A 21,780-nucleotide genomic window follows, 5' to 3' on the forward strand; every position below is an offset into this window, starting at 1 on the left:
GACCCCCGCGCGTTCCCTCCGTGCCGGCGCGGCCTGCCGCCGGCCGGCCGTGCGCGCGTCCGCCCCTCGTCGCCGCGCATTCCGCGTGCGCGTTTCCGCATCGCCCATCCCCCTGCCCTGTCCTTATCGTCACGACGAGGTGCACCATGAGCAAGATCGCGCTTCCTGAATTCCACATGCCGTTCGAAAGTGCGGGATGTCATCCGGGAGTTGAGAAGACGAAGAAGGCCGCCTGGGAATGGGCGGAGGCCAGTGATCTCGTCCTGTCACCCGTGGCCGTGAAGAAAATGATCAGAACGCGCCCGGAACTCTGGATCTCCCTGATATTCCCCCGGGCCTCGCAGAAGCATCTGGACCTCTTCTGCCAGTGGCTCTTCTGGGCCTTCCTGGTGGACGACGAATTCGACGACGGTCCGGCCGGACGCGACCCCCGGCTGTGCGAGCGCGCGATCGCCCGTCTGGTGGACGTGCTGGACGGCGCGCGGGCCCCCGTCGGCCGCATGGAGCACGCGCTGGCCGAACTGGTCGCCCGGACCTGCGTGGACCGCCCGGCGCACTGGGTACGGCAGTTCCGGCGGGACACGGCGGCCTGGCTGTGGACGTACTACGCGGAGGCCGTGGACCGGGCGGCGGGCCATGTGCCGAGCACCGCCGACTTCGTGAAGCACCGCCGTGATTCGGTGGCGATGCAGCCGTTCCTGGATCTGCACGAGATCACCGCCGGAATCGACCTCCCGGAATCCGCCCGGAGCCTGCCCGCCTATATGGCCCTGCGCAATGCGGTGGCCGATCACTCCGGCCTCTGCAACGACATCTGCTCATTCGAGAAGGAGGCCGTGCTCGGATACGAGCACAACGCCGTCCGGCTGCTCCAGCGCGACCGGGGCTGCTCGCTCCAGGAAGCGGTGGACGAAGCCGGAATTCTGCTCGGCCGCATCGCCGACCGCGTGCAGCGGGCGGAGAAGGAACTCGTGCAGGAGATCGAGGCGGCGGGAATCGAGGGTCCGACGCGTATCGCCCTGGAGCGCTGCGTCCTCGACTACCGAGGGCTCGTACGGGGGGACTTCGACTACCACGCCCGGGCCGAGCGCTACACCCGCCCGGAACTGACGGAGATCGACGAGGGGGATTCGATGTCCCGCAACTTCGCGGCCTGACGGGCCGGAGCGGGGGCGGGCGGGGCGGCGGCCGGGGCCGGTGCGCGGGACCGCGTCAGCGTTTTCCGGACATTTCTCGTCACGCCGCCCCCGCACCCCCGGCCGGAGGCCGGGGAGGCCGCCGGTGGCCGGAACCGGTGGCCCCGGCCCCTGTCCCGGATCAGCCCTTGTTCTGCGCGGCCCAGAACTCGTCGAACGTGAGGAGCCCGTCGCCGTTCGCGTCGTGGGAGTTGATCACGGCCTGCGCGACCGGCTCGGTGACGTACGGGTCACCCAGCTGAGCCATGACGCTCTTGTACTCGGCGGCCGAGATCAGCCCGTCGCCGTTCAGGTCGTACCGCTCGAACGCCTTGCGCGCCGACTCGATGTCCGCCACTGTTCCGCCCCTTCGTATGACTGTCTGACGGGGCTCAGATTATCGGGCGGGCCGGGCGGGACGGTGTGGGGGCGGGACGGCGAACCGGCACACGCCGTCCACATCGTGGATGATCAATGGATCATGCGCATGAACTCATGAGTATTCATCGATTTCCAGGCACGTGACCCATCGCACCTGCGTTTCTTCATTGGAATGTCCATATATGCAGCACTTCGCAGAGAATGCGGCTTTGGCTGCGGAGTCTTCCGTCTGTCATAGTCGATGCCACGACCCCCATTGACCCGGGCCAGGTCGTCATCAGCGGCCGTGAATACACCCCCCATTTCACGGTCCCCCACAGAAGCCCCCGAGGCGCCGCACCACGGCCGACACGGGGGCTTCTGTCTGCCCGGGGCGGCTCACGCAGAGGGCGTCAGCGGTCGGAGATGCGCATCTCGAACCAGGTGGTCTTGCCCCGGGGTAAGAGGTCCACGCCCCAGCGGTCGGAGAGCTTGTCCACGAGCATGAGCCCGCGGCCGCTGATGTCCATCTCGCGGACCGGCATGAGGCACGGCAGCCCGCGCGAGGGGTCGCGCACCTCGATCCTGATCCAGCCGCGGCGGCGCACCATACGCAGCCCGAAGACCCGGGCCCCGGTGTGCCGCACGGCGTTGCCGACGAGCTCGGAGACGAGCAGGACGGCGTGCTCGGCGGCCTGCGGGGAGAGCGCCCACTGGTGCAGGACGACGCACGACGTCAGCCGGCGCGCCGTGGCCGCCGACTCCGGGCGGGAGGGCAGCCGGACTTCCTCCTCCGTCGGGTTTCCGAACAACTCCAGCGCTTTGAACGCCTGTTCGTCCTCGACGGCCGGCAATCTCCGTGCCGCTGTCGCGCTGCTGCGCGGTCGCGGCTGCTCCACACCCTCCAGGCCCGCCATGCACACCATCATGGCCGCACGGCGGGCCCTCCGGGGCCGTTCCGGGGGAATACGCGACCCGTAATCAGTCGTTCCCCGAGGACCCTCCGGCATATGCCGGAGGCACTGAGCAGTGCAGCGCAGCCCGTCTGACCTGCGCATACAGTGCCTCCGGCCGGGTTCGCCGACATCCCGGACCCGGTCGTTCCCCAGGCCCCCTCACGGTTGCGCCAATCCGCCCGCACGGATGAACGCGCCGGTTCGCGTTCTCCATCGGCGTTCGGTCGGGGCTTCAACCAGTCCTCCGTCAGAGGAATTTCGCCTTACCCGGGCCCTCCTCGACGAAGCTGCGCATTCCGCGTTCCCGGTCCTCCGTGGCGAACAGACCGGCGAACCACGTCCGTTCGATCGTGAGGCCCGTGTCGATGTCCGTCTCCAGCCCCGCGTCGACGGCCTCCTTGGCCGCGCGCAGCGCCAGCGCCGGCCCCTTCGCCAGCTTGGCCGCCCACGCGTGCGCCTGCTCGTACACCTCGGCGGCGGGCACCACGCGGTCCACGAGTCCCATCGTCAGGGCCTCGTCCGCCCTGACGTGGCGGCCGGTGAAGATGAGGTCCTTGGCCTTGGCGGGACCGACCAGACGGGCGAGCCGCTGGGTGCCGCCGGCGCCCGGGATGAGGCCGAGCAGGATCTCCGGCTGGCCGAGCTTGGCGTTGTCCCCGGCAATGCGGAAGTCCGCGCAGAGGGCCAGCTCGCAGCCGCCGCCGAGCGCGTAACCGGTGACGGCCGCGACGACGGGCTTGGGGATGCGGGCGACGGCGGTGAAGGAGTCCTGGAGGGCCTTGGAGCGCAGCACCATGGCCGCGTGGTCCATCGCCTGCATCTCCTTGATGTCCGCGCCCGCAGCGAACACCTTCTCGCCGCCGTAGAGCACCACGGCGCGCACGTCGTCGCGCCGGGACGCCTCTTCGGCCAGCTCGCGCAGCCGGTCCTGGGTCGCCACGTCCAGGGCGTTCATCGGCGGGCGGTCCAGGCGGATGGTGCCGACGCCGTCGCTTACTTCGAGGGTTGCGGTCATGGGGTGCAGGTTAACCGGCGCTAACCGCGGGCGGCACGGGCCGGGGGCGGTGCCGTGCGTCACTGCGGACGCGGGCGGGCCCGGCACCATGATCTCGGTGCCGGGCCCGCCGGGGTGCTCGGGGCGTGGAGCTACGCGGTCACGCGGTCCACTCCGACCAGCTCATGTTCCAGCCGTTGAGGCCGTTGTCCGGGCTGATCGTCTTGTCGTGCGAGTTCTTCACGACGACGACGTCGCCGATGAGCGAGTTGTTGAAGAACCAGGACGCCGGCATGGAGGAGTTGCCGCCGCCGCGCACGTCCTGGAGGCCGACGCAGCCGTGGCTGGTGTTGGCGCTGCCGAACACCCCCGGTCCGCCCCAGTAGTTGCCGTGGATGAAGGTGCCCGAGGTGGACAGGCGCATCGCGTGCGGCACGTCCTTGATGTCGTACTCGCCGCCGAAGCCGACGGTGTCGCCGTTCATCCGGGTCACCCGCAGCTTCTCGCTGATGACCATCTGGCCGTTGTACGTGGTGGTGGCGGGGGCGCCCGCCGAGATCGGGATGTCCTTGATCTGCTTGCCGTCGCGGACGACCTTCATCCGGTGCGACTTGGCGTCCACGGTGCTGACCTGGCTGCGGCCGACGGTGAACGAGACGGTCTTGGCCTGCTTGCCGTAGACCCCGGGGCGGCCCTCGACGCCGTCGAGGTCGAGCTTCACGGTCACCTTGGTGCCGGCGGCCCAGTACTTCTCGGGGCGGAAGTCCAGACGGTCGTTGCCGAACCAGTGGCCCTCGACGGGGACGGCGGGCTCGGCGGTCACCTTGATGGCCTTCTCCACGGCCTTCGGGTCGGTGATGCCGCGCGTGAAGTGGATGGAGACCGGCATGCCGACGCCGACCGTCGAGCCGTCCTCCGGGGTGTACTGCCCGATGAAGGTGTTCTTGGGGACCAGCGTGGTGAAGGAGGTGTCCTTGGCCGACTCACGGCCCTGGGCGTCCTTGGCCACCGCGTGGACCTTGTACTGGGTCGCCGAGGCCAGGTGCTGGTCGGGCACCCAGCTCGCGCCGTCCGCCGCGATCTTCCCCTCGACCTCGCCGCCCTTGGCGTCCGAGACCTTGACCGTGGTCAGCTTCCCGCGCTCGGCGCTGATCTTCAGCGCGCCGCTCGTCGCGACGTCGCCGGTGCCGTCCTTCGGCGCGACGGTCACCACGGCCTGCGAGGCGCTGGTGTCCTGCTCCTTGACCCCGCCCGCCTTGCCGTCCGCGCTCCCGCCGTCTCCCCCGCCGCACGCCGTCACGAGAAGCAGCAGCGCACCCACCGCCAGGGCCGGCAGACCGGTGGCTCCCCGCAGCCGCCGCCTGCCGCCCGTTCCGGCCGATGTCCCCGATATCGGCTGCCCGTTCAATGTGGTCGTCTCCCCTCACACGGCCTGGCCCCGCCTAGGCCCCGGGAACCCTCGGGTTCCCACCCCCGCGCGCTGCACATGCGCGCTCAGCAAAGAGATAATCACACTGACTGCGGGCAGATCCCCCCGGAATTGTCACTGTTCCGTCCCAAGTGACGGCAGGGTTTCCGCCGCCCGGCCCGGGGGTGCCGTGGCGGCCCGCGAAGATCCGCCGGACAGGCCCTACCGGAGCGCGGAGCCCGCCCGCCACGCGGCCCAGCCCAGGTTCCAGCCGCCGAGTCCGTTGTCCGGTGCGACCGTTCTGTCCGCCGAGTTGACGACCTCGACGACGTCCCCGACGAGGGTGCGGTCGAAGAACCAGCCGGCCGGGGTGGAACCGCTGCCGCCCTGGACGTCACGGAGCCCGATGCAGCCGTGGCTGACGTTGGTGGAGCCGAAGACGTCCTCGTCGGACCAGTAGTTGCCGTGGAGGAAGGTGCCGGACTTCGTCAGCCGGATGGCGTGCGGCACGTCCTTGATGTCGTACTCGCCGCCGAAGCCGACGGTCCGCCCGTCCATCCGCGTCACCTCGTGCATCTCGCTCACCACCATCTTGCCGTTGTACGTGGTGGTCGTCGCGGAGCCCGCGGTGACCGGCACCGTGGAGACAAGCTCCCCGCCCTGGCGCACCTCCATCGTGTGCGCGGCCGCGTCCACCCGGGAGATCTGCTCCCGGCCCACCGTGAAGCGCACGGTCTTGCGCTGGCTGCCGTACACCCCCGGCGCGCCCTCCACGTCGGCCAGCCCGATGTCCACGGTGACCTCGGTGCCGGGCCGCCAGTACTCCTCCGGACGGAAGTCCAGGCGGCTCCTGCCGAACCAGTGCCCCGCCACGGCCACCGGCGGATCGGCCGTCACCCGGATCGCCCGCTCCACCGCCGCGCGCCGGGTGACGGGGCGGTTGAACTCGAAGGACACGATCATGCCGGTGCCGACGGTCGAGCGGTTCTCCGGCTTGAAGTAGCCGATGAACCGGTCCTTGGGGACCGCGGTGGTGAAGGTGGTGTGCCGGGCCGCGCGGTGGCCGCCGCCGTCCACCGCGACCGCGTCGACGCTGTACTTGGCGGCAAGGCCGAGCCGCGCCCCCTTCACCGGTGCCCAGGAGTGGCCGTCCTCGGCGATCCGGCCCGGCACCTCCTCTTCCCGCGCGTCCTCGATCCGCCGCACCCGGACGCTCTCCAGCCGGCCGTCGGGGACCTCCACCGCGACCCGGCCGTCCGCCCGGACGTCCTCGGCCCGGTCGGCGGGCACGACCCGGATGGCCTCCCGGGGCTTCCCCTCCCCGCCGATGAACGAACCGGCGCCCGAACAACCCGTCAGCACGGCCAGCAGCGCCACTACGGCGAGCAGGCACCGCGCGGGCGGAGCGGTGACCGGGCGCGTCCCTGCCTTCTTCGCTACGTCAGTCATGTCCCCCCAACGACGGGGGCCGGTCGTGGGAAACGTGAGTGCGGGCCGCCCGGTGGGCAGAACACAGGGGACGGCCGCACTCGGGGAGCCGCGGCCGGGACGCCGCACACCCCCTTCCGGTGCCGGTCCCACGAGCCGCGGGAGGCGAGCAGGTGTCGAGCGCAGCCGAGCAGGAGGCAGTACCGGAGACGGGCGCGGGGACGGCCGGGGCGGTCGCCGAACGGGTCGCCGCCACGGCGCCCGACCGGCGCCCGCCGGCGGTGTGGCCGGGGGCGCCGATGCCGCTCGGCGCCCGCTTCAGGACCGGCCCCGACGGGGTGGCGGGCACCAATTTCGCACTCTGGGCGGGCGGCGCGGAGGCCGTCGAGCTGTGCCTCTTCGACGAGGACGGCACGGAGACGCGGCTCCCCCTGACCGAGCTGACCCACGAGGTCTGGCACGGGTTCGTGCCCGGGGTGCGGCCGGGCCGGCGGTACGGATACCGGGTGCACGGCCGGTGGGACCCGTGGACGGGCGCCCGGTGGAACCCGGCGAAGCTGCTGCTCGATCCGTACGCCCGTGCCGTGGACGGCGAATTCACCCTTCCGGCCGAGGTGTACGGCCATGTGAGGGACTGGCCCGATCAGCGGTTCGCGGACACCGTCCGGGACGAACGGGACTCGGCCCCGTACGTACCGAAGGGGGTCGTCGTCCACGATGACGACGACTGGGCCGACGACCGCAGGCCGAAGACGCCGTGGGCGGACTCCGTCATCTACGAGGTGCACGTGAAGGGGTTCACCCGGCTCCACCCCGGCATCCCCGAGGAGCTGCGCGGCACCTACGCGGGGCTCGCCCACCCGGCGGCGATCGGGCATCTGAAGCACCTCGGGGTGACCGCGGTGGAGCTGCTGCCCGTGCACCAGTTCGCACACGAGGACCATCTGCTGCGGCGCGGGCTGCGCAACTACTGGGGCTACAACTCCATCGGCTACTTCGCCCCGCACGCCGGCTACTCGGCGAGCGGCACCACGGGCGGCCAGGTCGGCGAGTTCAAGCGGATGGTGCGCGCGCTGCACGACGCGGGCATCGAGGTGATCCTCGACGTCGTCTACAACCACACCGCGGAGGCGGGCGAGCTGGGCCCGACGCTGTCGCTGCGCGGCATCGACAACCGAGGCTACTACCGCCTCCAGGGCGACGCCCGCCGGTACGCGGACTACACGGGCTGCGGCAACACCCTGCACGTCGTCCAGCCGAACGTGCTGCGGCTCATCACGGACTCGCTGCGGTACTGGGTGACCGAGATGGGCGTGGACGGCTTCCGCTTCGACCTGGCGGCGGCGCTGGCCCGCTCCATGCACGACGTGGACATGCTCTCGCCGTTCCTCGCGGTGATCGCGCAGGACCCGGTGCTGCGCCGGGTCAAGCTCATCGCCGAGCCCTGGGACGTCGGCAACGGCGGCTACCAGGTGGGCGCGTTCCCGCCGCTGTGGACGGAGTGGAACGACCACTACCGGGACGCCGTACGGGACTTCTGGCGCGGCGCGCTGCCCGACGTACGGGACCTCGGCTACCGGCTCACCGGGTCGAGCGACCTGTACGCGTGGGGCGGGCGCCGCCCGTACGCCTCGGTCAACTTCGTCACCGCGCACGACGGGTTCACCCTGCGCGACCTGGTGACCTACCAGGAGAAGCACAACGAGGCCAACGGCGAGGACAACCGGGACGGCACCTCCGACAACCGGGCGTGGAACTGCGGCGCCGAGGGCGAGACGGACGACGCGGGCGTCAACGCGCTGCGCCGCCGCCAGCTGCGCAACCTGCTCACCACGCTGCTCCTGTCGACCGGGGTGCCGATGCTGGTCGCGGGCGACGAGATGGGGCGCACCCAGGGCGGCAACAACAACGCTTACTGCCAGGACAACGAGACCGGCTGGGTGGACTGGTCGCTGCTGGACCGGCCCGAGTGGCGGGAGCTGGCGGCGCTGACCGCGCGGGTGCTCGCGCTGCGCCACCGCCATCCGGTGCTCCGCCGCCGGGCGTTCTTCTCCGGCCGGCCGCAGGCCCCGGACGGGCTGCGGGACCTGGCGTGGTTCACGCGCGCGGGCGCGGAGATGACCGAGTCCGACTGGTACGCGCCCGCCGCGACGATCGGGCTCTACCTCTCGGGCCGGGACATCCCGGGGCGGGACGCGCGCGGTGAGCAGGTGACCGACGACAGCTTCCTGGCCGTCCTGCACGCCGGCCACGAACCGGCGGACTTCCTGCTGCCGGGTCCGCCGTGGGCGCAGGCGTACGAACTGGTCCTGGACACCTCGCGCGAGGACCAGACCGGGCCACCGGACACGGTGCACCGGGGCGGCGAGCGGCTGACGGTGCCGGAGCGGTCGGTGCTGCTGCTGCGCGTACGGGAGTGAGGTCCGCTCTAACCGAGGATGCCCCGGTCGTAGCCGGCGGCTACGGCGGCGGCCCGGTCCTTGACGCCGAGCTTGGAGAAGAGGTGGGTGAGGTGGGTCTTCACGGTGGCCTCGCTGATGAACAGCTCGGCGGCGATCTCCCGGTTGGAGGTCCCCCGGGCGACGAGCGCCAGCACCTCGCGCTCCCGGGCCGACAGCGTCTCGTTGCCCGGGGCGGCCGGGGCGCGGACCGCCGAGACGAGCCGCGACGCGACGGCCGGTGACAGGACGGTCCGGCCCTCGGCGGCGGCCCGGACGGCGGTGAACAGCTCCTCGCGGGGCGCGTCCTTGAGGAGGTAGCCGGTCGCGCCCGCCTCGATCGCGGGCAGGGTGTCGGAGTCGGTGTCGTACGTGGTGAGGACGAGGACCTTGGAGCGGGCGCCGCGCCGGGTCAGCTCGGTGATCGCGGCGACCCCGCCGCCGCCCGGCATGCGCAGGTCCATGAGCACCACGTCGGGGTCGAGCCGGGCGGCCATTCCGACGGCCTCGACCCCGTCGGCCGCCTCGCCGAGCACCCGGAACTCCGGTGCGGCGGCGAACATCCCGCGCAGCCCGTCCCGTACGACGGGGTGGTCGTCGACGACGATCAGGGTGATGACGCGCGCGGGTTCCCGGTCCATGCCTGACACCGTACGGGACGGTGTCAGGCCTGCGGCACCAGCGGGACGCGGGCGCTGACCGCCGTGCCGAGGCCGGGTCCGGTCTCCACCTCGACGGTGCCCGCGATGCGTTCGGCGCGTGCGCGCATGCCGCCGAGGCCGAATCCGCCGGCTCCCCGGTACGGGGGCAGCGCGGCCGGGTCGAAGCCGCGGCCGTCGTCCCGGACGTCGAGCGTGATCTCGTCGCCCATGTACGACAGGGTGACCCCGGCGCGGGACGCCTCCGCGTGCCGGCCGGCGTTGGCCAGTGCTTCCTCGGCGATGCGGAGCAGGGTGGCGCCGACCTCGTCGTGCAGGGGGGCGACGGTGCCGGTGACGGTGAACTCGGCGCGCACCCCGGTGCGCTGCGACCAGGTGGCGACGGTCTTCTCGAGCGCGCCGGGCAGGTCGTCGTGCTCCAGGGCCGCGGGGAGCAGGTCGTGCACCGAGCGGCGGGCCTCGCCGAGGCTGTGCCGGGCCAGGGAGGCGGCCCGGACGAGGTGTTCTCGGGCGAGGTCCGGGTCGGTGCCGGCGGTGGAGGTGGCGGCCTGGAGCTGGGCGATGATGCCGGTGAGGCCCTGGGCGATGGTGTCGTGGATCTCGGCGGCGAGCCGGCTCCGCTCGTCGGCCACCCCGGCCTCGCGGGCCTGGACGAGGAGCTGGTCGTGCAGTCCGGCGTTCTCCGCGAGGGCCTGCTCCAGGCGGGCGTTGGCGGTCTCCAGGGCGGTGATGGTGGCGGTCCTGGCCCGCTCCTGATCGGCCTCCCGGGCCCCGATCTGGGCGAAGATCATGGTGAGGGCCACGTGCACGGCGAGCACGATGCCGAAGACGACCCAGTTCATCAGGGTGGCGGGCGGCAGGGTGCTGCCGCTCTGGGCCCCCGCCATGATGACGGCGACGGCGAGCAGGCCGGGCCGCATGGCCCGCTGCGGGAGGACCCGGCCGGCGTCGAAGTAGCCGAGCACCGCGTAGATGGAGAAGAAGGGGTTGCACCAGGTGAGCCCGAGGGCCAGCAGGGTGCGGGCGGTGAAGTAGAGGACCCCGGCCCCCGGACCGGAGCCGGGTGCGGTGCGGGACCACCACAGCTGGAGGACGAGCGCGGCCAGGAGGAGCACCAGGGCGGCGCGCTCGTCGGCCGGGGACATGACGAGGTTCCGGGAGACGGCCGAGACGACGGTGGCCAGGCCGAGCAGCCCGTACGGGCCGTACCGGAAGAACCGCCCCCACCACTGCTCGGCCGTCGTGACGTGTGCGCTCATACGGGAGAGTCTTCCAAGGCCCTACTGCCACCGGAACGTGCGGATGGCGGTCCACCCCGCCGCGAGGGCCCAGGCGGCGACCGCGCCGAGGTAGGCCCAGCTCGGCCAGGAGCCCCGGGCGGCCTGGTCCAGTGCCTGGGACGCGGCGCCGAAGGGGGTGGCCTGGACGATGCGGCGCAGGGCGTCGGGCATGGCCTGGACGGGGACCCAGACGCCCGCCGTGAACATCATGGAGAAGTAGACGAGCGAGCCCACGGTGGCGGCGATCTTCGTCGTACGGGACAGGGCGCAGATCAGCGAGCCGATGGCGAGGACGCAGAGGACCGCGAGCAGCAGCGCCAGCAGATAGCCGGACGGCTGCTCCGGCAGCCGCACCCCGTAGGCGATCCGGCCGACGGCCACGACCAGCAGGGCGGAGACGAGCGCGGCGGCGCCGTGCAGCGCGATCTGGGCGCCGAGCAGCGCGGAGGGCCGCACCGGCGTGGTGGACATGCGGCGCAGGATGCCCCGTTCGCGGTAGCCGGTGAGGACGGGCGGCATGGCCTGGAGCCCGGACATGATCAGCGCGAGGAGCACCGCGACGGGCACGTACAGGTCGATGACGCGCCGGCCGCCGAGCCCGTCGTCGTGCTCCCGGAAGGACGGGACGAAGCCGAGGATCGCCAGGAGCACGGTCGGGAAGACGACGATCCAGAACAGGCTGCCGGGCTCGCGCAGGAAGAGCCGGGTCTCCGCCTTGAGGACGGCGAGCGTCGCGCCCGGCACGGTGGTGCGGGGCGCGGCGGCGGGGGCGGTGGGTGCGGTGGCCATCTCAGGCAGCCCGTTCTGTGAGGCCGGGCCCGTGGGCGGGGCCGGTGCGGTCGGGGTCCTCCGTGGGCCGCGTCCGCTCGGTGAGCCCGAGGAAGGCGTCGTCCAGGGTGGCCTCGGAGACGCGCAGGCGGTGGGCGGTGACGCGGAGCCGGGCCAGCAGCGAGATCACGGCGTTGACGGTCTCGTCGGTGCCCTTGATGACGACCCGGCCGCCCTCGGTCTCGTGGGACACCGCGCCGGGGAGCCCCGCGAGTTCGGCCTCGGGCAGCGGTTCGGAGGGCGTGAAGGTGATGACGGTGGAGCCGTCGGCGCCGGCGACGAGACCGGCCGGGGTGTCGAGCGCGACGACGCGGCCCCGGTCGATGACGGCGATGCGGTCGCAGAGACGCTGGGCCTCCTCCATGAAGTGGGTGACGAGCACGACGGTGACGCCGCCGTCGCGCACGTCCTGGATCAGCTGCCAGGTGTCGCGCCGGGCCCGCGGGTCCAGGCCGGTGGTCAGTTCGTCGAGGATGACGACGCGGGGCCGGCCGACGAGGGCGAGTGCGATGGAAAGGCGCTGCTTCTGTCCGCCGGAGAGCCGCTGGAAGCGGGTGTCCAGCTTGCCGTTCAGACCGAGCCGTTCGGCGAGCGGGCGCCAGTCGGCGGGCCGGGGGTAGAAGGCGCTGTACAGGTCCAGGGCCTCGCGTACGGTGATCTTGGTCTGGAGTTCGCTCTCCTGGAGCTGGGTGCCGAGCAGCCCGGTCACCCGGTCGTGGTCGGCGACCGGGTCGAGCCCGGCGACCCGGACGGTGCCCGCGTCGGGGACCCGCAGGCCCGCGACGCATTCGACGGTGGTGGTCTTGCCCGCGCCGTTGGGGCCGAGAATCCCGAAGATCTCCCCCTCTTCGACGGAGAAGGAGACCCCGTCGACCACGGGGCGGCCGGCGTAGGACTTGCGCACCCCGTTCGCTTCGATGATTGCCATGGCACCGAGCATCCGCCCCGCGGGCCCGCCCCGGTATCGGCCATCGCGCTCGAACCGGCATCGTCCGATCGGTTGATGCCCCCTACGACCCCTACGGGGAGGGCGTCCGCCGGTGTGCCCGGAGGCCGGATAAAAACGCAGGACCGATATCCGGACGGACCGTAGGCTCCTCCCTGATGCGCCAGGAACATGTAGAACCCAAGGACCGGTCGGCCGTACGCTCGCTGCTGCGGCTGTGGCCGTATGTGAAGCCGGTACGGGCACGGCTCTTCGGTGCCGCCCTGGTGGCGGTCGTCGCCTCCTGTCTGGGCCTGGTGATCCCGCTCGTCCTGAAGTGGATCGTGGACGGCCCGGTCGCGGACTCGGACCCGGGCGGGGTCTGGCTCGGCGCGCTGTACCTGCTGCTCCTGGGCATCGCCGAGGCGGTGCTGTTCGGGGTGCGGCGGTGGATGGTGGCGCGTCCGCTGGCCGGGGTCGAGGCGTCGATGCGCGGGGACCTCTACCGGCACCTCCAGCGGCTGCCCGTGGCCTTCCACGACCGCTGGCCCTCGGGGCAGTTGCTCTCGCGCGGGACGACGGACCTGATGATGGTCCGGATGTTCCTGGCCTTCCCGCTGACCTTCCTGCTGGTCAACGCGACCACGATCCTCGTCGGTTTCGTGGTGCTGCTGTTCCAGGAGTGGACGCTCGGCCTGGTGCTGCTCGCCCCCGTCGTCCCGCTCGTGATCATCTGCTCGGCGTTCGAAGCGAAGTACGCCGCGGTCGCGCGCCGCGCCCAGGACCAGGTCGGCGATCTGACCACCGTGGTCGAGGAGAGCGTGCTCGGCATCCGCATCATCAAGGGCTTCGGCCGCCACCGCAGCCAGTCCGAGGCCTTCCGGGTACTCGCCGGGAAGCTGCGCACCACGGAGCTGGGCAAGGCCCGGCTGCTCGCGCGGATCTGGACCCTCATCACCACGCTCCCCGAACTCGCCATCGGGGCCGCCCTGGTGTTCGGCACGATCGAGGTCGCCGACGGCGGGCTGTCGGCGGGCACCCTGGTCGCGTTCCTCTCCACGGCGCTCGCGCTGCGCTGGCCCGTCGAGTCGATCGGCTTCCTGCTGGCGATGAGCCAGGAGGCGGCGACGGCGACCGAACGGTACTTCGAGGTGATGGACGCGGCCGAGGAGGAGGACACCGGCCGGGCGGCAGCTGCGGCCCCCGGGGCGGGCGGCATGGTCTTCGAGGGCATCGGTTTCCGCTATCCCGACGCGGAGGAGGGCTCGGCGCCCGTGCTCGACCGCGTCGACCTGCACGTCCGGCCGGGCGAGACCATGGCCCTGGTCGGCGCCACGGGATCCGGCAAGACCACGCTCACCTCGCTGGTGCCCCGGCTGTACGAGGCGACGGCCGGGCGGATCACGCTGGACGGCGAGGACATCACCGCCATGCCGCGCGCCCGGCTGCGGGAGCTGGTGTCGGTGGCGTTCGAGGAGCCGACGCTCTTCTCGGCGAGCGTCGGGGAGAACGTGCTGATGGGCGCGGAGGGGGCCGGCGAGGAGGAGCTGCTGCGGGCGCTCTCGGTCGCCCAGGCCGGCTTCGTCCAGGAGCTGCCGCACGGGGTGGACACGGAGGTCGGCGAGCAGGGCCTGAGCCTGTCGGGCGGCCAGCGCCAGCGCCTCGCCCTGGCCCGCGCGGTGGTGGGCAGGCCGCGCTTCCTGGTCCTCGACGATCCGCTCTCCGCCCTCGACGTGCACACGGAGGCGCTGGTCGAGGCGGCGCTCCGGCAGGTCCTGGCGGAGACCACGGCGTTGGTGGTCGCGCACCGGCCGTCGACCGTGATGCTCGCGGACCGGGTGGCGCTCCTGTCCGGGGGCCGGATCAGCGCGGTCGGCACCCATCAGGAACTCCTGCGCACCAACGCCGAGTACGCCTGGCTGATGTCCGGCGCGGGGGCGTCGGGCGACCCCGGGGCGGAGGGCGACCCCGGGGCGTCGGATGGCACCGGGGCGGAGGCCGACACCGGGGCGGAGGGCGACACGGGCACGGAGCCCGGCGCCCACCCGCAGCCCGTACCGCAGGCGCAGCCCGTACCGGAGCCCGGCGCGCAGGCGCAGCCCGTCCCGCAGGCGCAGCCCGTACCGGAGCCCGGCGCGCAGGCGCAGCCCGCCCCCGACACCGACCTCACCGAACCTCTGGGCGCGAAGGCCCCTGCCGAGGAAGGCACTCGATGACCAGCACGACGACCGGACGGCCCGCCGAACCCGCCGGCTCCGCCGGCCCCGGCGGCGAGGAGAAGCAGCAGGCGTCCGCCCGGAACGCGGCGGCCGGGGACCCCTTCGACCGCGACGACCTGCCCACGCCGCGCGGTGCCACCCGGCAGCTGCTCGCCTCGTTGCTGCGGCCGATGCGCCGGCGGGTGGCCGCGTCCGCACTGGCCATCCTGTTGCAGCAGGCGGCGGTGCAGGCGGGGCCGCTGCTGGTCGCGTACGCCATCGACAGCGGGGTGCCCGCCTTCCGCGAGGACGACTACGGGCCGCTGATCGCCGTGGCGCTGGGCTACGCCCTCTGCTCGGTGGTCTCGGGTGCCCTGCAGTACGCGTTCATCCAGCTGTCGGCACGGGTCAGCCAGGACGTCCTGCTCGACCTGCGCGGCCGGATCTTCCGCCACGCGCAGGCGCTCAGCGTGGACTTCCACGAGCGGTACACCTCGGGCCGGCTGATCTCCCGGTCCACGACCGACCTGGAGTCGCTGCGGGAGCTGCTGGAGGAGGGGCTCCAGGAGCTGATCCACATCGTCCTGTCGTTCGTGTCCATCGCCGTGGTGCTGCTCTGGCTGGACCTGGCGACGGGCGCGGCGGCGGTGGCGTCCTTCCTGCCGCTGTATCTGCTGGTGCGGCTGTACCGGAAGCGCTCCTCGGTGATCTTCGCGGGCCGTTCGACGGCGATCGCGTCGGTCGTCGTGAAGTTCGCGGAGACCATGAACGGCATCCGGCCCGTCCAGGCGTTCCGCCGCGAGCGGATCAACGACGCGGCGTTCCTGGAGCTGAACACGCGTCACCGGTCCGCCAACGGCGACGCGATGCTGGAGAACGCGCGTTACGTCGTCGGCTCGCGGCTCGTCGCCAACACGGCGGTGGCCGGGATCGTGCTGTGGGGCGCCTACCGCGTCGCGGACGGCGGCCTCGCGCTGGGGGTGCTGGCCGCGGTGGTGCTCTATCTGCGGCGGCTGTACGACCCGATCGACCGGCTCAGCATGTTCCTCAACTCCTTCGAGTCGGCGGCCGCCTCGCTGGCGAAGATCGCCGGGCTGCTCGCGCAGGCGCCGACGGTCCCGGAGGCGCTGGAGCCCCGTGAGCTGCCGGCCAGGGCCGGGGACCAGCCGGGCCGCGAGGTGGTCTTCGACGGGGTGAGCTTCGGATACCGGACGGGCGGCGAGGTGCTGCCCCGGTTCGATCTGACGATCCCGGCGGGGCAGACGGTGGCCGTGGTGGGCTCCACGGGGGCCGGCAAGTCGACGCTCGCCAAGCTGCTCGCCCGGTTCTACGACCCGAGCGCGGGCCGGGTCCTGCTGGACGGCGCCGACCTGCGCGACCTGGCCACGCCCGAGCTGCGGCGCGGGGTGGTGATGGTGACCCAGGAGGCGTTCCTGTTCTCCGGGACGGTCGCGGAGAACATCGCGATCGGCCGCCCGGAGGCGGGCCGGGAGGAGATCGAGCGGGCCGCGAAGGCGATCGGCGCCCATGACTTCATCACCGGGCTGCCCGACGGCTACGACACCGATGTGCGCAAGCGGGGCGGCCGGATCTCGGCGGGGCAGCGGCAGCTGGTGGCGTTCGCCCGCGCGCTGCTGGCCGACCCGGCGGTGCTCATCCTCGACGAGGCGACCAGTTCGCTGGACATCCCCGGTGAGCGCGCGGTGCAGCAGGCGATGGACACGGTGCTGCACGGCCGCACCGCGGTGGTGATCGCGCACCGGCTCTCGACCGTGGAGGTCGCGGACCGGGTGCTCGTGATGGAGCGGGGGCGGATCGTGGAGGACGGCACCCCGTCCGAGCTCATCGCGGGCACCGGCAGGTTCGCCGGTCTGCACCGCGCCTGGCGGGAGAGCCTGGCCTGACGCCCCGGCTGTCCGCCTCTTTTGTCAGGAAGGCGGACAGCCAGATCGCGCCACGCCTCGTTACCGTCTCGTCAGGTGGGAACTTTCCGCTTGTTCACATTCGCGTCGCACTCCGCCTTTCCGCCCGCACCCCTCACGCGCCCTGCGCTTTCGGTGCGCCAAGGCGCTCGGCGCCCCCCGTGTGACCGCCGCGCGAAGATCCGCGAAACGTCCGCTTAACGAACACGTATCTTCCGGCAACGAACGAATTCCGGCCAAGTTGTTGACGCGGTCCTGACAGAGATGGCTGACTCCTGACACTCTTCACCCCGTTCCGCGCTCTGCTTGCTCTGCCCGGACGGCTCACCCAGCCGCCGGTACCCCCCTCGCAGAAGGAGTCCGCGTGAGATCCACGCACAGCCGTCGTGCCACCGCGACCGGCGCTCTGATAGCCGCAGCCGCCCTCCTCGCCGTAGGCGTCCAGACCGGATCGGCCTCCGCCGCCCCGGACAACGGCACCGCCAGGACCGCCACCGCCTCCAAGGCGAACCCCGGCGCCCTGGCCAAGCAGCTCTCGCCCTCGCAGCGCGCCGAGCTGATCCGCGAGGCCACCGCGAGCCGGGCGGCCACGGCGAAGAAGCTCGGCCTCGGGTCCCAGGAGAAGCTCGTCGTCCGCGACGTCGTCCAGGACAACGACGGCACCACGCACACCCGCTACGAGCGCACCTTCGACGGCCTCCCGGTCCTCGGCGGCGACCTGGTCGTCCAGGAGACCAAGGCCGGCGCGACGGAGAGCGTCGTCAAGGCGTCCCGCGCCACCACCGCCCAGCTGAAGGCCGTCGACACGGTCGCGGACATCACCCCGGCGGCGGCCTCCAAGCAGGCGCTCGGCGCGGCCAAGGCGGCCGGTTCGGACCGGGCCGAGGCCGACAAGGCGCCCCGCAAGGTCGTCTGGATGGCCTCCGGCACCCCGCAGCTGGCGTACGAGACGGTGGTCGGCGGCTTCCAGGAGGACGGCACCCCGAACGCCCTGCACGTCATCACGGACGCCTCCACCGGAGCGAAGCTCTACGAGTGGCAGGCCATCGAGAACGGCGTCGGCAACACCGAGTACAGCGGCCAGGTCACCCTGGGGACCTCCGGCTCCTCCGGCGCGTACACCCTGACCGACACCGCGCGCGGCAGCCACAAAACGTACAACCTGAACCACGGCACGTCCGGCAAGGGCACCCTCTTCTCCGGCTCCGACGACGTCTGGGGCAACGGCAGCGCCTCGAACGCGGAGACCGCGGCGGCGGACGCCCACTACGGCGCGGCCGAGACCTGGGACTACTACAAGAACGTCCACGGCCGCACCGGCATCAAGGGCGACGGCGTCGGCGCGTACTCCCGCGTCCACTACGGCAACAACTACGTGAACGCGTTCTGGGACGACAGCTGCTTCTGCATGACGTACGGCGACGGCAGCGGCAACGCCAACCCGCTGACCGCGCTGGACGTGGCGGCCCACGAGATGAGCCACGGCGTCACCTCGAACACGGCCGGCCTCAACTACAGCGGGGAGTCCGGCGGCCTCAACGAGGCGACCAGCGACATCTTCGCCACCGCGGTCGAGTTCTACTCCAACACCTCCGCCGACCCGGGTGACTACCTGATCGGCGAGAAGATCGACATCAACGGCGACGGCACGCCGCTGCGCTACCAGGACAAGCCGAGCAAGGACGGCGCCTCCAAGGACTCCTGGTACTCGGGTCTCGGCAACCTCGACGTGCACTACTCGTCGGGCCCGGCCAACCACTTCTTCTACCTCCTGTCGGAGGGCAGCGGCGCCAAGACCATCAACGGCGTCAGCTACAACTCCCCCACCTCGGACGGACTGCCGGTGACCGGCATCGGCCGCGCGAAGGCGGAGCAGATCTGGTTCAAGGCGCTCACCACCAAGTTCACCTCCACCACCAACTACGCGGGCGCCCGCACCGGCACGCTCGCGGTGGCCGGTGAGCTGTACGGCACGAGCAGCGCCGAGTACAAGGCCGTCCAGGACGCCTGGGCCGGCATCAACGTCGGCGCGCGCTCCGGCGGCGGCACCGACCCCGGCAGCGGCACCGTCTTCGAGAACTCCACCGTGGTGGCCATCCCGGACCGCGGCTCCGCCGTCACCAGCTCGGTCACCGTCACCGGCCGCACCGGCAACGCGCCGAGCGCCCTCAAGGTCGGCGTCGACATCACCCACACCTACCGCGGTGACCTGGTCATCGACCTGGTCGCGCCGGACGGCTCCACCTACCGCCTGAAGAACTCCTCCTCCAGCGACTCGGCGGACAACGTCCAGACGACCTACACGGTCAACGCCTCGTCCGAGACGGCCAACGGCACCTGGAAGCTGAAGGTCCAGGACGTCTACAGCGGGGACACCGGGAAGATCAACAGCTTCAAGCTGACCTTCTGATCCCCCACCGCGCCACCCCCCACCACGCGGGTCACCGCATGACCCGCCGCTGACACGGAACCGCCCGGGAGAAGAGACCCTCCTCCCGGGCGGTTCCGCCATGCCGGGCGCGGCTCAGCGCAGCAGCACGCCGCCGCTCTCACCCGTGGCCCCGGTCGGCTGCGCGACCAGTCCGAGTTCCGCACCGCTGGCCAGCAGCCGGTGCGCGGGCAGCACGCGCACGGTGTAGCCGTACGGGCCCGTGCGGTCCAGGGCGAGCGGGCCCTCGTACAGCCAGTGGCCCTCCAGGTCCTGGCCGCCCGCCGGCTTCAGCGGGACGACCTGGGCCCCGGAGATCGCGTCGGACGAGTCGACCCGCCCCGCCACCGCCTGCACCTCCACGTCGTCCGGGGCCAGCACGCCCAGCGAGACCCGGACCCGCAGCGCCAGCGTGGACCCCAGCTCCGCCGTCGCACCGGAGGCGGTCGGCGTCACCGCCTCCACGTGGTCGACGGCCACCCTGGGCCAGGCGGCCCGGACCTTCGCCTTCCAGCCCGCCAGCTCCCGCGCCCGGGGCACGTCCAGCGAGCGCTGGGCGAGCGCGGCGGGGGCGTACAGCCGCTCCACGTACTCCGCGACCATGCGGTCGGCCAGCACCTTGGGGCCCAGGGTGCCCATGGTGCGGCGGACCATCTCGATCCAGCGTCCGGGCAGCCCCTCCTCCCCGCGCTCGTAGAAGTGCGGGGCGACCCGGTCCTCGATCAGTTCGTACAGGGCGCCCGCCTCCAGGTCGTCGCGCCGGTCCTCGTCCAGCGCGCCGCCCTCGGCCGTGGGGATCGCCCAGCCGAAGTCCGGCTCGAACCACTCGTCCCACCAGCCGTCCAGCACGGACAGGTTGAGGCAGCCGTTGAGCGCGGCCTTCATCCCGCTCGTGCCGCACGCCTCCAGCGGGCGCAGCGGGTTGTTCAGCCAGACGTCGCAGCCCGGGTAGAGCTTCTGCGCCATCGCCATCCCGTAATCGGGCAGGAAGACGATGCGGTGCCGGACCCGGGGGTCGTCGGCGAACCTCACCAGCTCCTGGACCAGCCGCTTCCCGCCGTCGTCGGCCGGGTGCGCCTTGCCCGCGACGACGATCTGGACCGGCCGCTCCGGGTGCAGCAGCAGCGCCCGCAGCCGGTCCCGGTCGCGCAGCATCAGCGTCAGCCGCTTGTACGAGGGGACCCGGCGGGCGAAGCCGATGGTGAGGACGTCCGGGTCGAGCACCCCGTCGATCCAGCCGAGTTCGGCGGGCTGGGCGCCCCGGTGGCGCCAGGAGGCGTGCAGCCGCTGCCGGACCTCGGCCACCAGCTGTCCGCGCAGGGTGCGGCGCAGGTCCCAGAGCCGGCGGGCCGGGATGTCCGCGACGGAGTCCCAGCGGCCCGGGGTGCCGCCCGACTCGGCGCGCAGCCGGTAGACCTCGGGGGCGACCCAGGTCGGTGCGTGGACGCCGTTGGTGACCGAGGTGATCGGGACCTCCGGCGCGTCGAAGCCCGGCCAGAGCCCGGCGAACATCTCCCGGCTGACCGCGCCGTGCAGCGTGGAGACGCCGTTGGCGCGCTGGGCGAGCCGAAGCCCCATGACCGCCATGTTGAAGACGCCCGGGTCGCCGCCGGGATAGGTCTCGGTGCCGAGTTCGAGGACGCGTTCGGCGGGGACCCCGGGGAGCTCGCCGTCCTCGCCGAAGTGGCGGGCGACGAGTTCGCGGTCGAAACGGTCGATTCCGGCCGGGACCGGGGTGTGGGTGGTGAAGACGGTGCCGGCCCGGACCGACTCCACCGAGGCGTCGAAGTCCAGCCCCGTCGTGGCGAGTTCGCGGATGCGTTCCAGGCCGAGGAAGCCGGCGTGGCCCTCGTTGGTGTGGAAGACCTCAGGGGCGGCGTGGCCGGTCAGCCGGCAGTACGCGCGCACGGCGCGGACACCGCCGATGCCCAGCAGCATCTCCTGGAGCAGCCGGTGCTCGCTGCCGCCGCCGTACAGCCGGTCGGTGACCTCGCGCTCGCCGGGGAGGTTCTCCTCGACGTCGGAGTCGAGCATGAGAAGGGGGACCCGGCCGACGTGGGCCTGCCAGATCTGGGCGTGCAGGGACCGGCCGCCGGGGAGGTCCAGGACGATCTGGAGGGGGGTGCCGTCGGCCTCGCGGATCAGGGTGAGCGGCAGCTCGTTCGGGTCGAGGACCGGGTAGTGCTCCTGCTGCCAGCCGTCCCGGGACAGGCTCTGCCGGAAGTAGCCGTGGCGGTAGAGCAGCCCGACGCCGATGAGGGGCACGCCCAGGTCGCTGGCGGCCTTGAGGTGGTCCCCGGCGAGGATGCCGAGCCCGCCGGAGTACTGGGGCAGGGCGGCGGTCACCCCGAATTCGGGTGAGAAGTAGGCGATGGCGGCGGGGAGCGCGTCGTCCTGCTCGCGCCGCTCCTGGTACCAGCGGGGGCCCTGGAGGTACGCGCGGAGGTCGGCGGACGCCTCGGCGAGCCGGCGCAGGAACGCTTCGTCCCGGGCCAGCTCGGCGAGCCGCCCCGCGGACACGGAGCCGAGCAGGCGTACGGGGTCGCACTCCGCCCCGGAGCCGGCCGCCGGGTCGACGGCCCGGAAGAGCTCACGGGTCTCGGTGTGCCAGGACCAGCGCAGGTTCCGCGCCAGGTCGCTGAGGGGTTGGAGGGAGTCCGGAAGGACGGGACGCACGGTGAATCGACGAATGGCCTTCACGTATTCCACCTTTACAGGGGACGTACGAATCCGAGCGGGACGCACCTCCATGTGCGCCGCTCCGTCACCCTCGACGGTAGC

15 protein-coding genes are annotated in these 21,780 nt (G+C 72.3%); 5 read left to right on the top strand and 10 right to left on the bottom strand.

Features of this window, described 5'->3' with window-relative positions; translation table 11 throughout:
- Nucleotides 1-176 precede the first annotated feature (176 nt).
- A complete protein-coding gene (locus tag G3I41_RS03885; protein WP_164398910.1) occupies nucleotides 177-1,157 on the top strand; it encodes a terpene synthase family protein in 981 nt (326 codons plus the stop codon).
- A gap of 160 nt (nucleotides 1,158-1,317) precedes the next feature.
- Here the strand turns inward: G3I41_RS03885 and G3I41_RS03890 are convergent, their stop codons facing one another.
- The 5 genes from G3I41_RS03890 to G3I41_RS03910 form a co-directional block, all read right to left on the bottom strand.
- On the bottom strand, nucleotides 1,318-1,533 hold the full coding sequence (locus tag G3I41_RS03890; RefSeq protein WP_018102550.1) for an EF-hand domain-containing protein: 216 nt from the start codon (nucleotides 1,531-1,533) through the stop codon (nucleotides 1,318-1,320).
- Between the two features lie 415 nt (nucleotides 1,534-1,948).
- Complete coding sequence (locus G3I41_RS03895; protein WP_161208051.1) at nucleotides 1,949-2,464, bottom strand: ATP-binding protein; 516 nt, start codon at nucleotides 2,462-2,464, stop codon at nucleotides 1,949-1,951.
- 274 nt (nucleotides 2,465-2,738) lie between these two features.
- On the bottom strand, nucleotides 2,739-3,506 hold the full coding sequence (locus G3I41_RS03900; protein ID WP_164398897.1) for an enoyl-CoA hydratase-related protein: 768 nt from the start codon (nucleotides 3,504-3,506) through the stop codon (nucleotides 2,739-2,741).
- A gap of 139 nt (nucleotides 3,507-3,645) precedes the next feature.
- Nucleotides 3,646-4,893 (bottom strand): Ig-like domain-containing protein, encoded by a 1,248-nt coding sequence (locus G3I41_RS03905; RefSeq protein ID WP_203600169.1) that lies wholly within the window; start codon nucleotides 4,891-4,893, stop codon nucleotides 3,646-3,648.
- A 222-nt stretch (nucleotides 4,894-5,115) separates the two neighbouring features.
- Entirely contained in the window at nucleotides 5,116-6,342 is a 1,227-nt protein-coding gene (locus tag G3I41_RS03910; RefSeq protein ID WP_164398898.1) for an Ig-like domain-containing protein, read from the bottom strand.
- A gap of 152 nt (nucleotides 6,343-6,494) precedes the next feature.
- Between G3I41_RS03910 and glgX the strand changes: the two genes are divergently transcribed.
- On the top strand, nucleotides 6,495-8,741 hold the full coding sequence (gene glgX / locus G3I41_RS03915) for a glycogen debranching protein GlgX (protein WP_164398899.1): 2,247 nt from the start codon (nucleotides 6,495-6,497) through the stop codon (nucleotides 8,739-8,741).
- An 8-nt stretch (nucleotides 8,742-8,749) separates the two neighbouring features.
- Here the strand turns inward: glgX and G3I41_RS03920 are convergent, their stop codons facing one another.
- The 4 genes from G3I41_RS03920 to G3I41_RS03935 are packed head-to-tail and all read right to left on the bottom strand — an operon-like array spanning nucleotide 8,750 to nucleotide 12,454.
- Nucleotides 8,750-9,400: a response regulator transcription factor gene (locus G3I41_RS03920; protein WP_164398900.1), complete on the bottom strand. Its 651-nt coding sequence runs from the start codon at nucleotides 9,398-9,400 to the stop codon at nucleotides 8,750-8,752.
- Nucleotides 9,401-9,423: 23 nt separating this feature from the next.
- Entirely contained in the window at nucleotides 9,424-10,677 is a 1,254-nt protein-coding gene (locus G3I41_RS03925) for a sensor histidine kinase (protein WP_164398901.1), read from the bottom strand.
- Between the two features lie 21 nt (nucleotides 10,678-10,698).
- Entirely contained in the window at nucleotides 10,699-11,487 is a 789-nt protein-coding gene (locus G3I41_RS03930) for an ABC transporter permease (RefSeq protein WP_164398902.1), read from the bottom strand.
- A 1-nt stretch (nucleotide 11,488) separates the two neighbouring features.
- Complete coding sequence (locus G3I41_RS03935; protein WP_164398903.1) at nucleotides 11,489-12,454, bottom strand: ABC transporter ATP-binding protein; 966 nt, start codon at nucleotides 12,452-12,454, stop codon at nucleotides 11,489-11,491.
- Between the two features lie 176 nt (nucleotides 12,455-12,630).
- On the opposite strand from G3I41_RS03935, the gene G3I41_RS03940 reads away from it, so the two are divergent.
- The 3 genes from G3I41_RS03940 (at nucleotide 12,631) to G3I41_RS03950 (ending at nucleotide 18,981) form a co-directional block, all read left to right on the top strand.
- Nucleotides 12,631-14,667, top strand: coding sequence for an ABC transporter transmembrane domain-containing protein (locus tag G3I41_RS03940; protein ID WP_164398904.1), 2,037 nt, complete (start codon nucleotides 12,631-12,633; stop codon nucleotides 14,665-14,667).
- Nucleotides 14,664-16,553, top strand: coding sequence for an ABC transporter ATP-binding protein (locus G3I41_RS03945; RefSeq protein ID WP_164398905.1), 1,890 nt, complete (start codon nucleotides 14,664-14,666; stop codon nucleotides 16,551-16,553). Before G3I41_RS03940 ends, G3I41_RS03945 begins: the two co-directional genes overlap by 4 nt.
- A gap of 382 nt (nucleotides 16,554-16,935) precedes the next feature.
- Nucleotides 16,936-18,981, top strand: a complete 2,046-nt coding sequence (locus G3I41_RS03950; RefSeq protein WP_164398906.1) for a M4 family metallopeptidase — start codon at nucleotides 16,936-16,938, stop codon at nucleotides 18,979-18,981.
- A gap of 114 nt (nucleotides 18,982-19,095) precedes the next feature.
- Here the strand turns inward: G3I41_RS03950 and glgP are convergent, their stop codons facing one another.
- On the bottom strand, nucleotides 19,096-21,699 hold the full coding sequence (gene glgP / locus G3I41_RS03955; protein ID WP_343242048.1) for an alpha-glucan family phosphorylase: 2,604 nt from the start codon (nucleotides 21,697-21,699) through the stop codon (nucleotides 19,096-19,098).
- Nucleotides 21,700-21,780 lie beyond the last annotated feature (81 nt).

Origin of the sequence: Streptomyces sp. SID9727 (assembly GCF_010550605.1) — a bacterium.
Taxonomy (GTDB): Bacteria; Actinomycetota; Actinomycetes; order Streptomycetales; family Streptomycetaceae; genus Streptomyces.

Excerpts from the sequence above, each read along its gene's own strand:
- G3I41_RS03925 (WP_164398901.1), bottom strand. The coding sequence starts at position 10,677 with ATGAGCGCACACGTCACGACGGCCGAGCAGTGGTGGGGGCGGTTCTTC.
- G3I41_RS03935 (WP_164398903.1), bottom strand. The coding sequence starts at position 12,454 with ATGGCAATCATCGAAGCGAACGGGGTGCGCAAGTCCTACGCCGGCCGC.
- G3I41_RS03945 (WP_164398905.1), top strand. The coding sequence starts at position 14,664 with ATGACCAGCACGACGACCGGACGGCCCGCCGAACCCGCCGGCTCCGCC.
- G3I41_RS03920 (WP_164398900.1), bottom strand. The coding sequence starts at position 9,400 with ATGGACCGGGAACCCGCGCGCGTCATCACCCTGATCGTCGTCGACGAC.
- G3I41_RS03910 (WP_164398898.1), bottom strand. The coding sequence starts at position 6,342 with ATGACTGACGTAGCGAAGAAGGCAGGGACGCGCCCGGTCACCGCTCCG.
- G3I41_RS03900 (WP_164398897.1), bottom strand. The coding sequence starts at position 3,506 with ATGACCGCAACCCTCGAAGTAAGCGACGGCGTCGGCACCATCCGCCTG.
- G3I41_RS03885 (WP_164398910.1), top strand. The coding sequence starts at position 177 with ATGCCGTTCGAAAGTGCGGGATGTCATCCGGGAGTTGAGAAGACGAAG.
- G3I41_RS03930 (WP_164398902.1), bottom strand. The coding sequence starts at position 11,487 with ATGGCCACCGCACCCACCGCCCCCGCCGCCGCGCCCCGCACCACCGTG.
- G3I41_RS03895 (WP_161208051.1), bottom strand. The coding sequence starts at position 2,464 with ATGATGGTGTGCATGGCGGGCCTGGAGGGTGTGGAGCAGCCGCGACCG.
- G3I41_RS03940 (WP_164398904.1), top strand. The coding sequence starts at position 12,631 with ATGCGCCAGGAACATGTAGAACCCAAGGACCGGTCGGCCGTACGCTCG.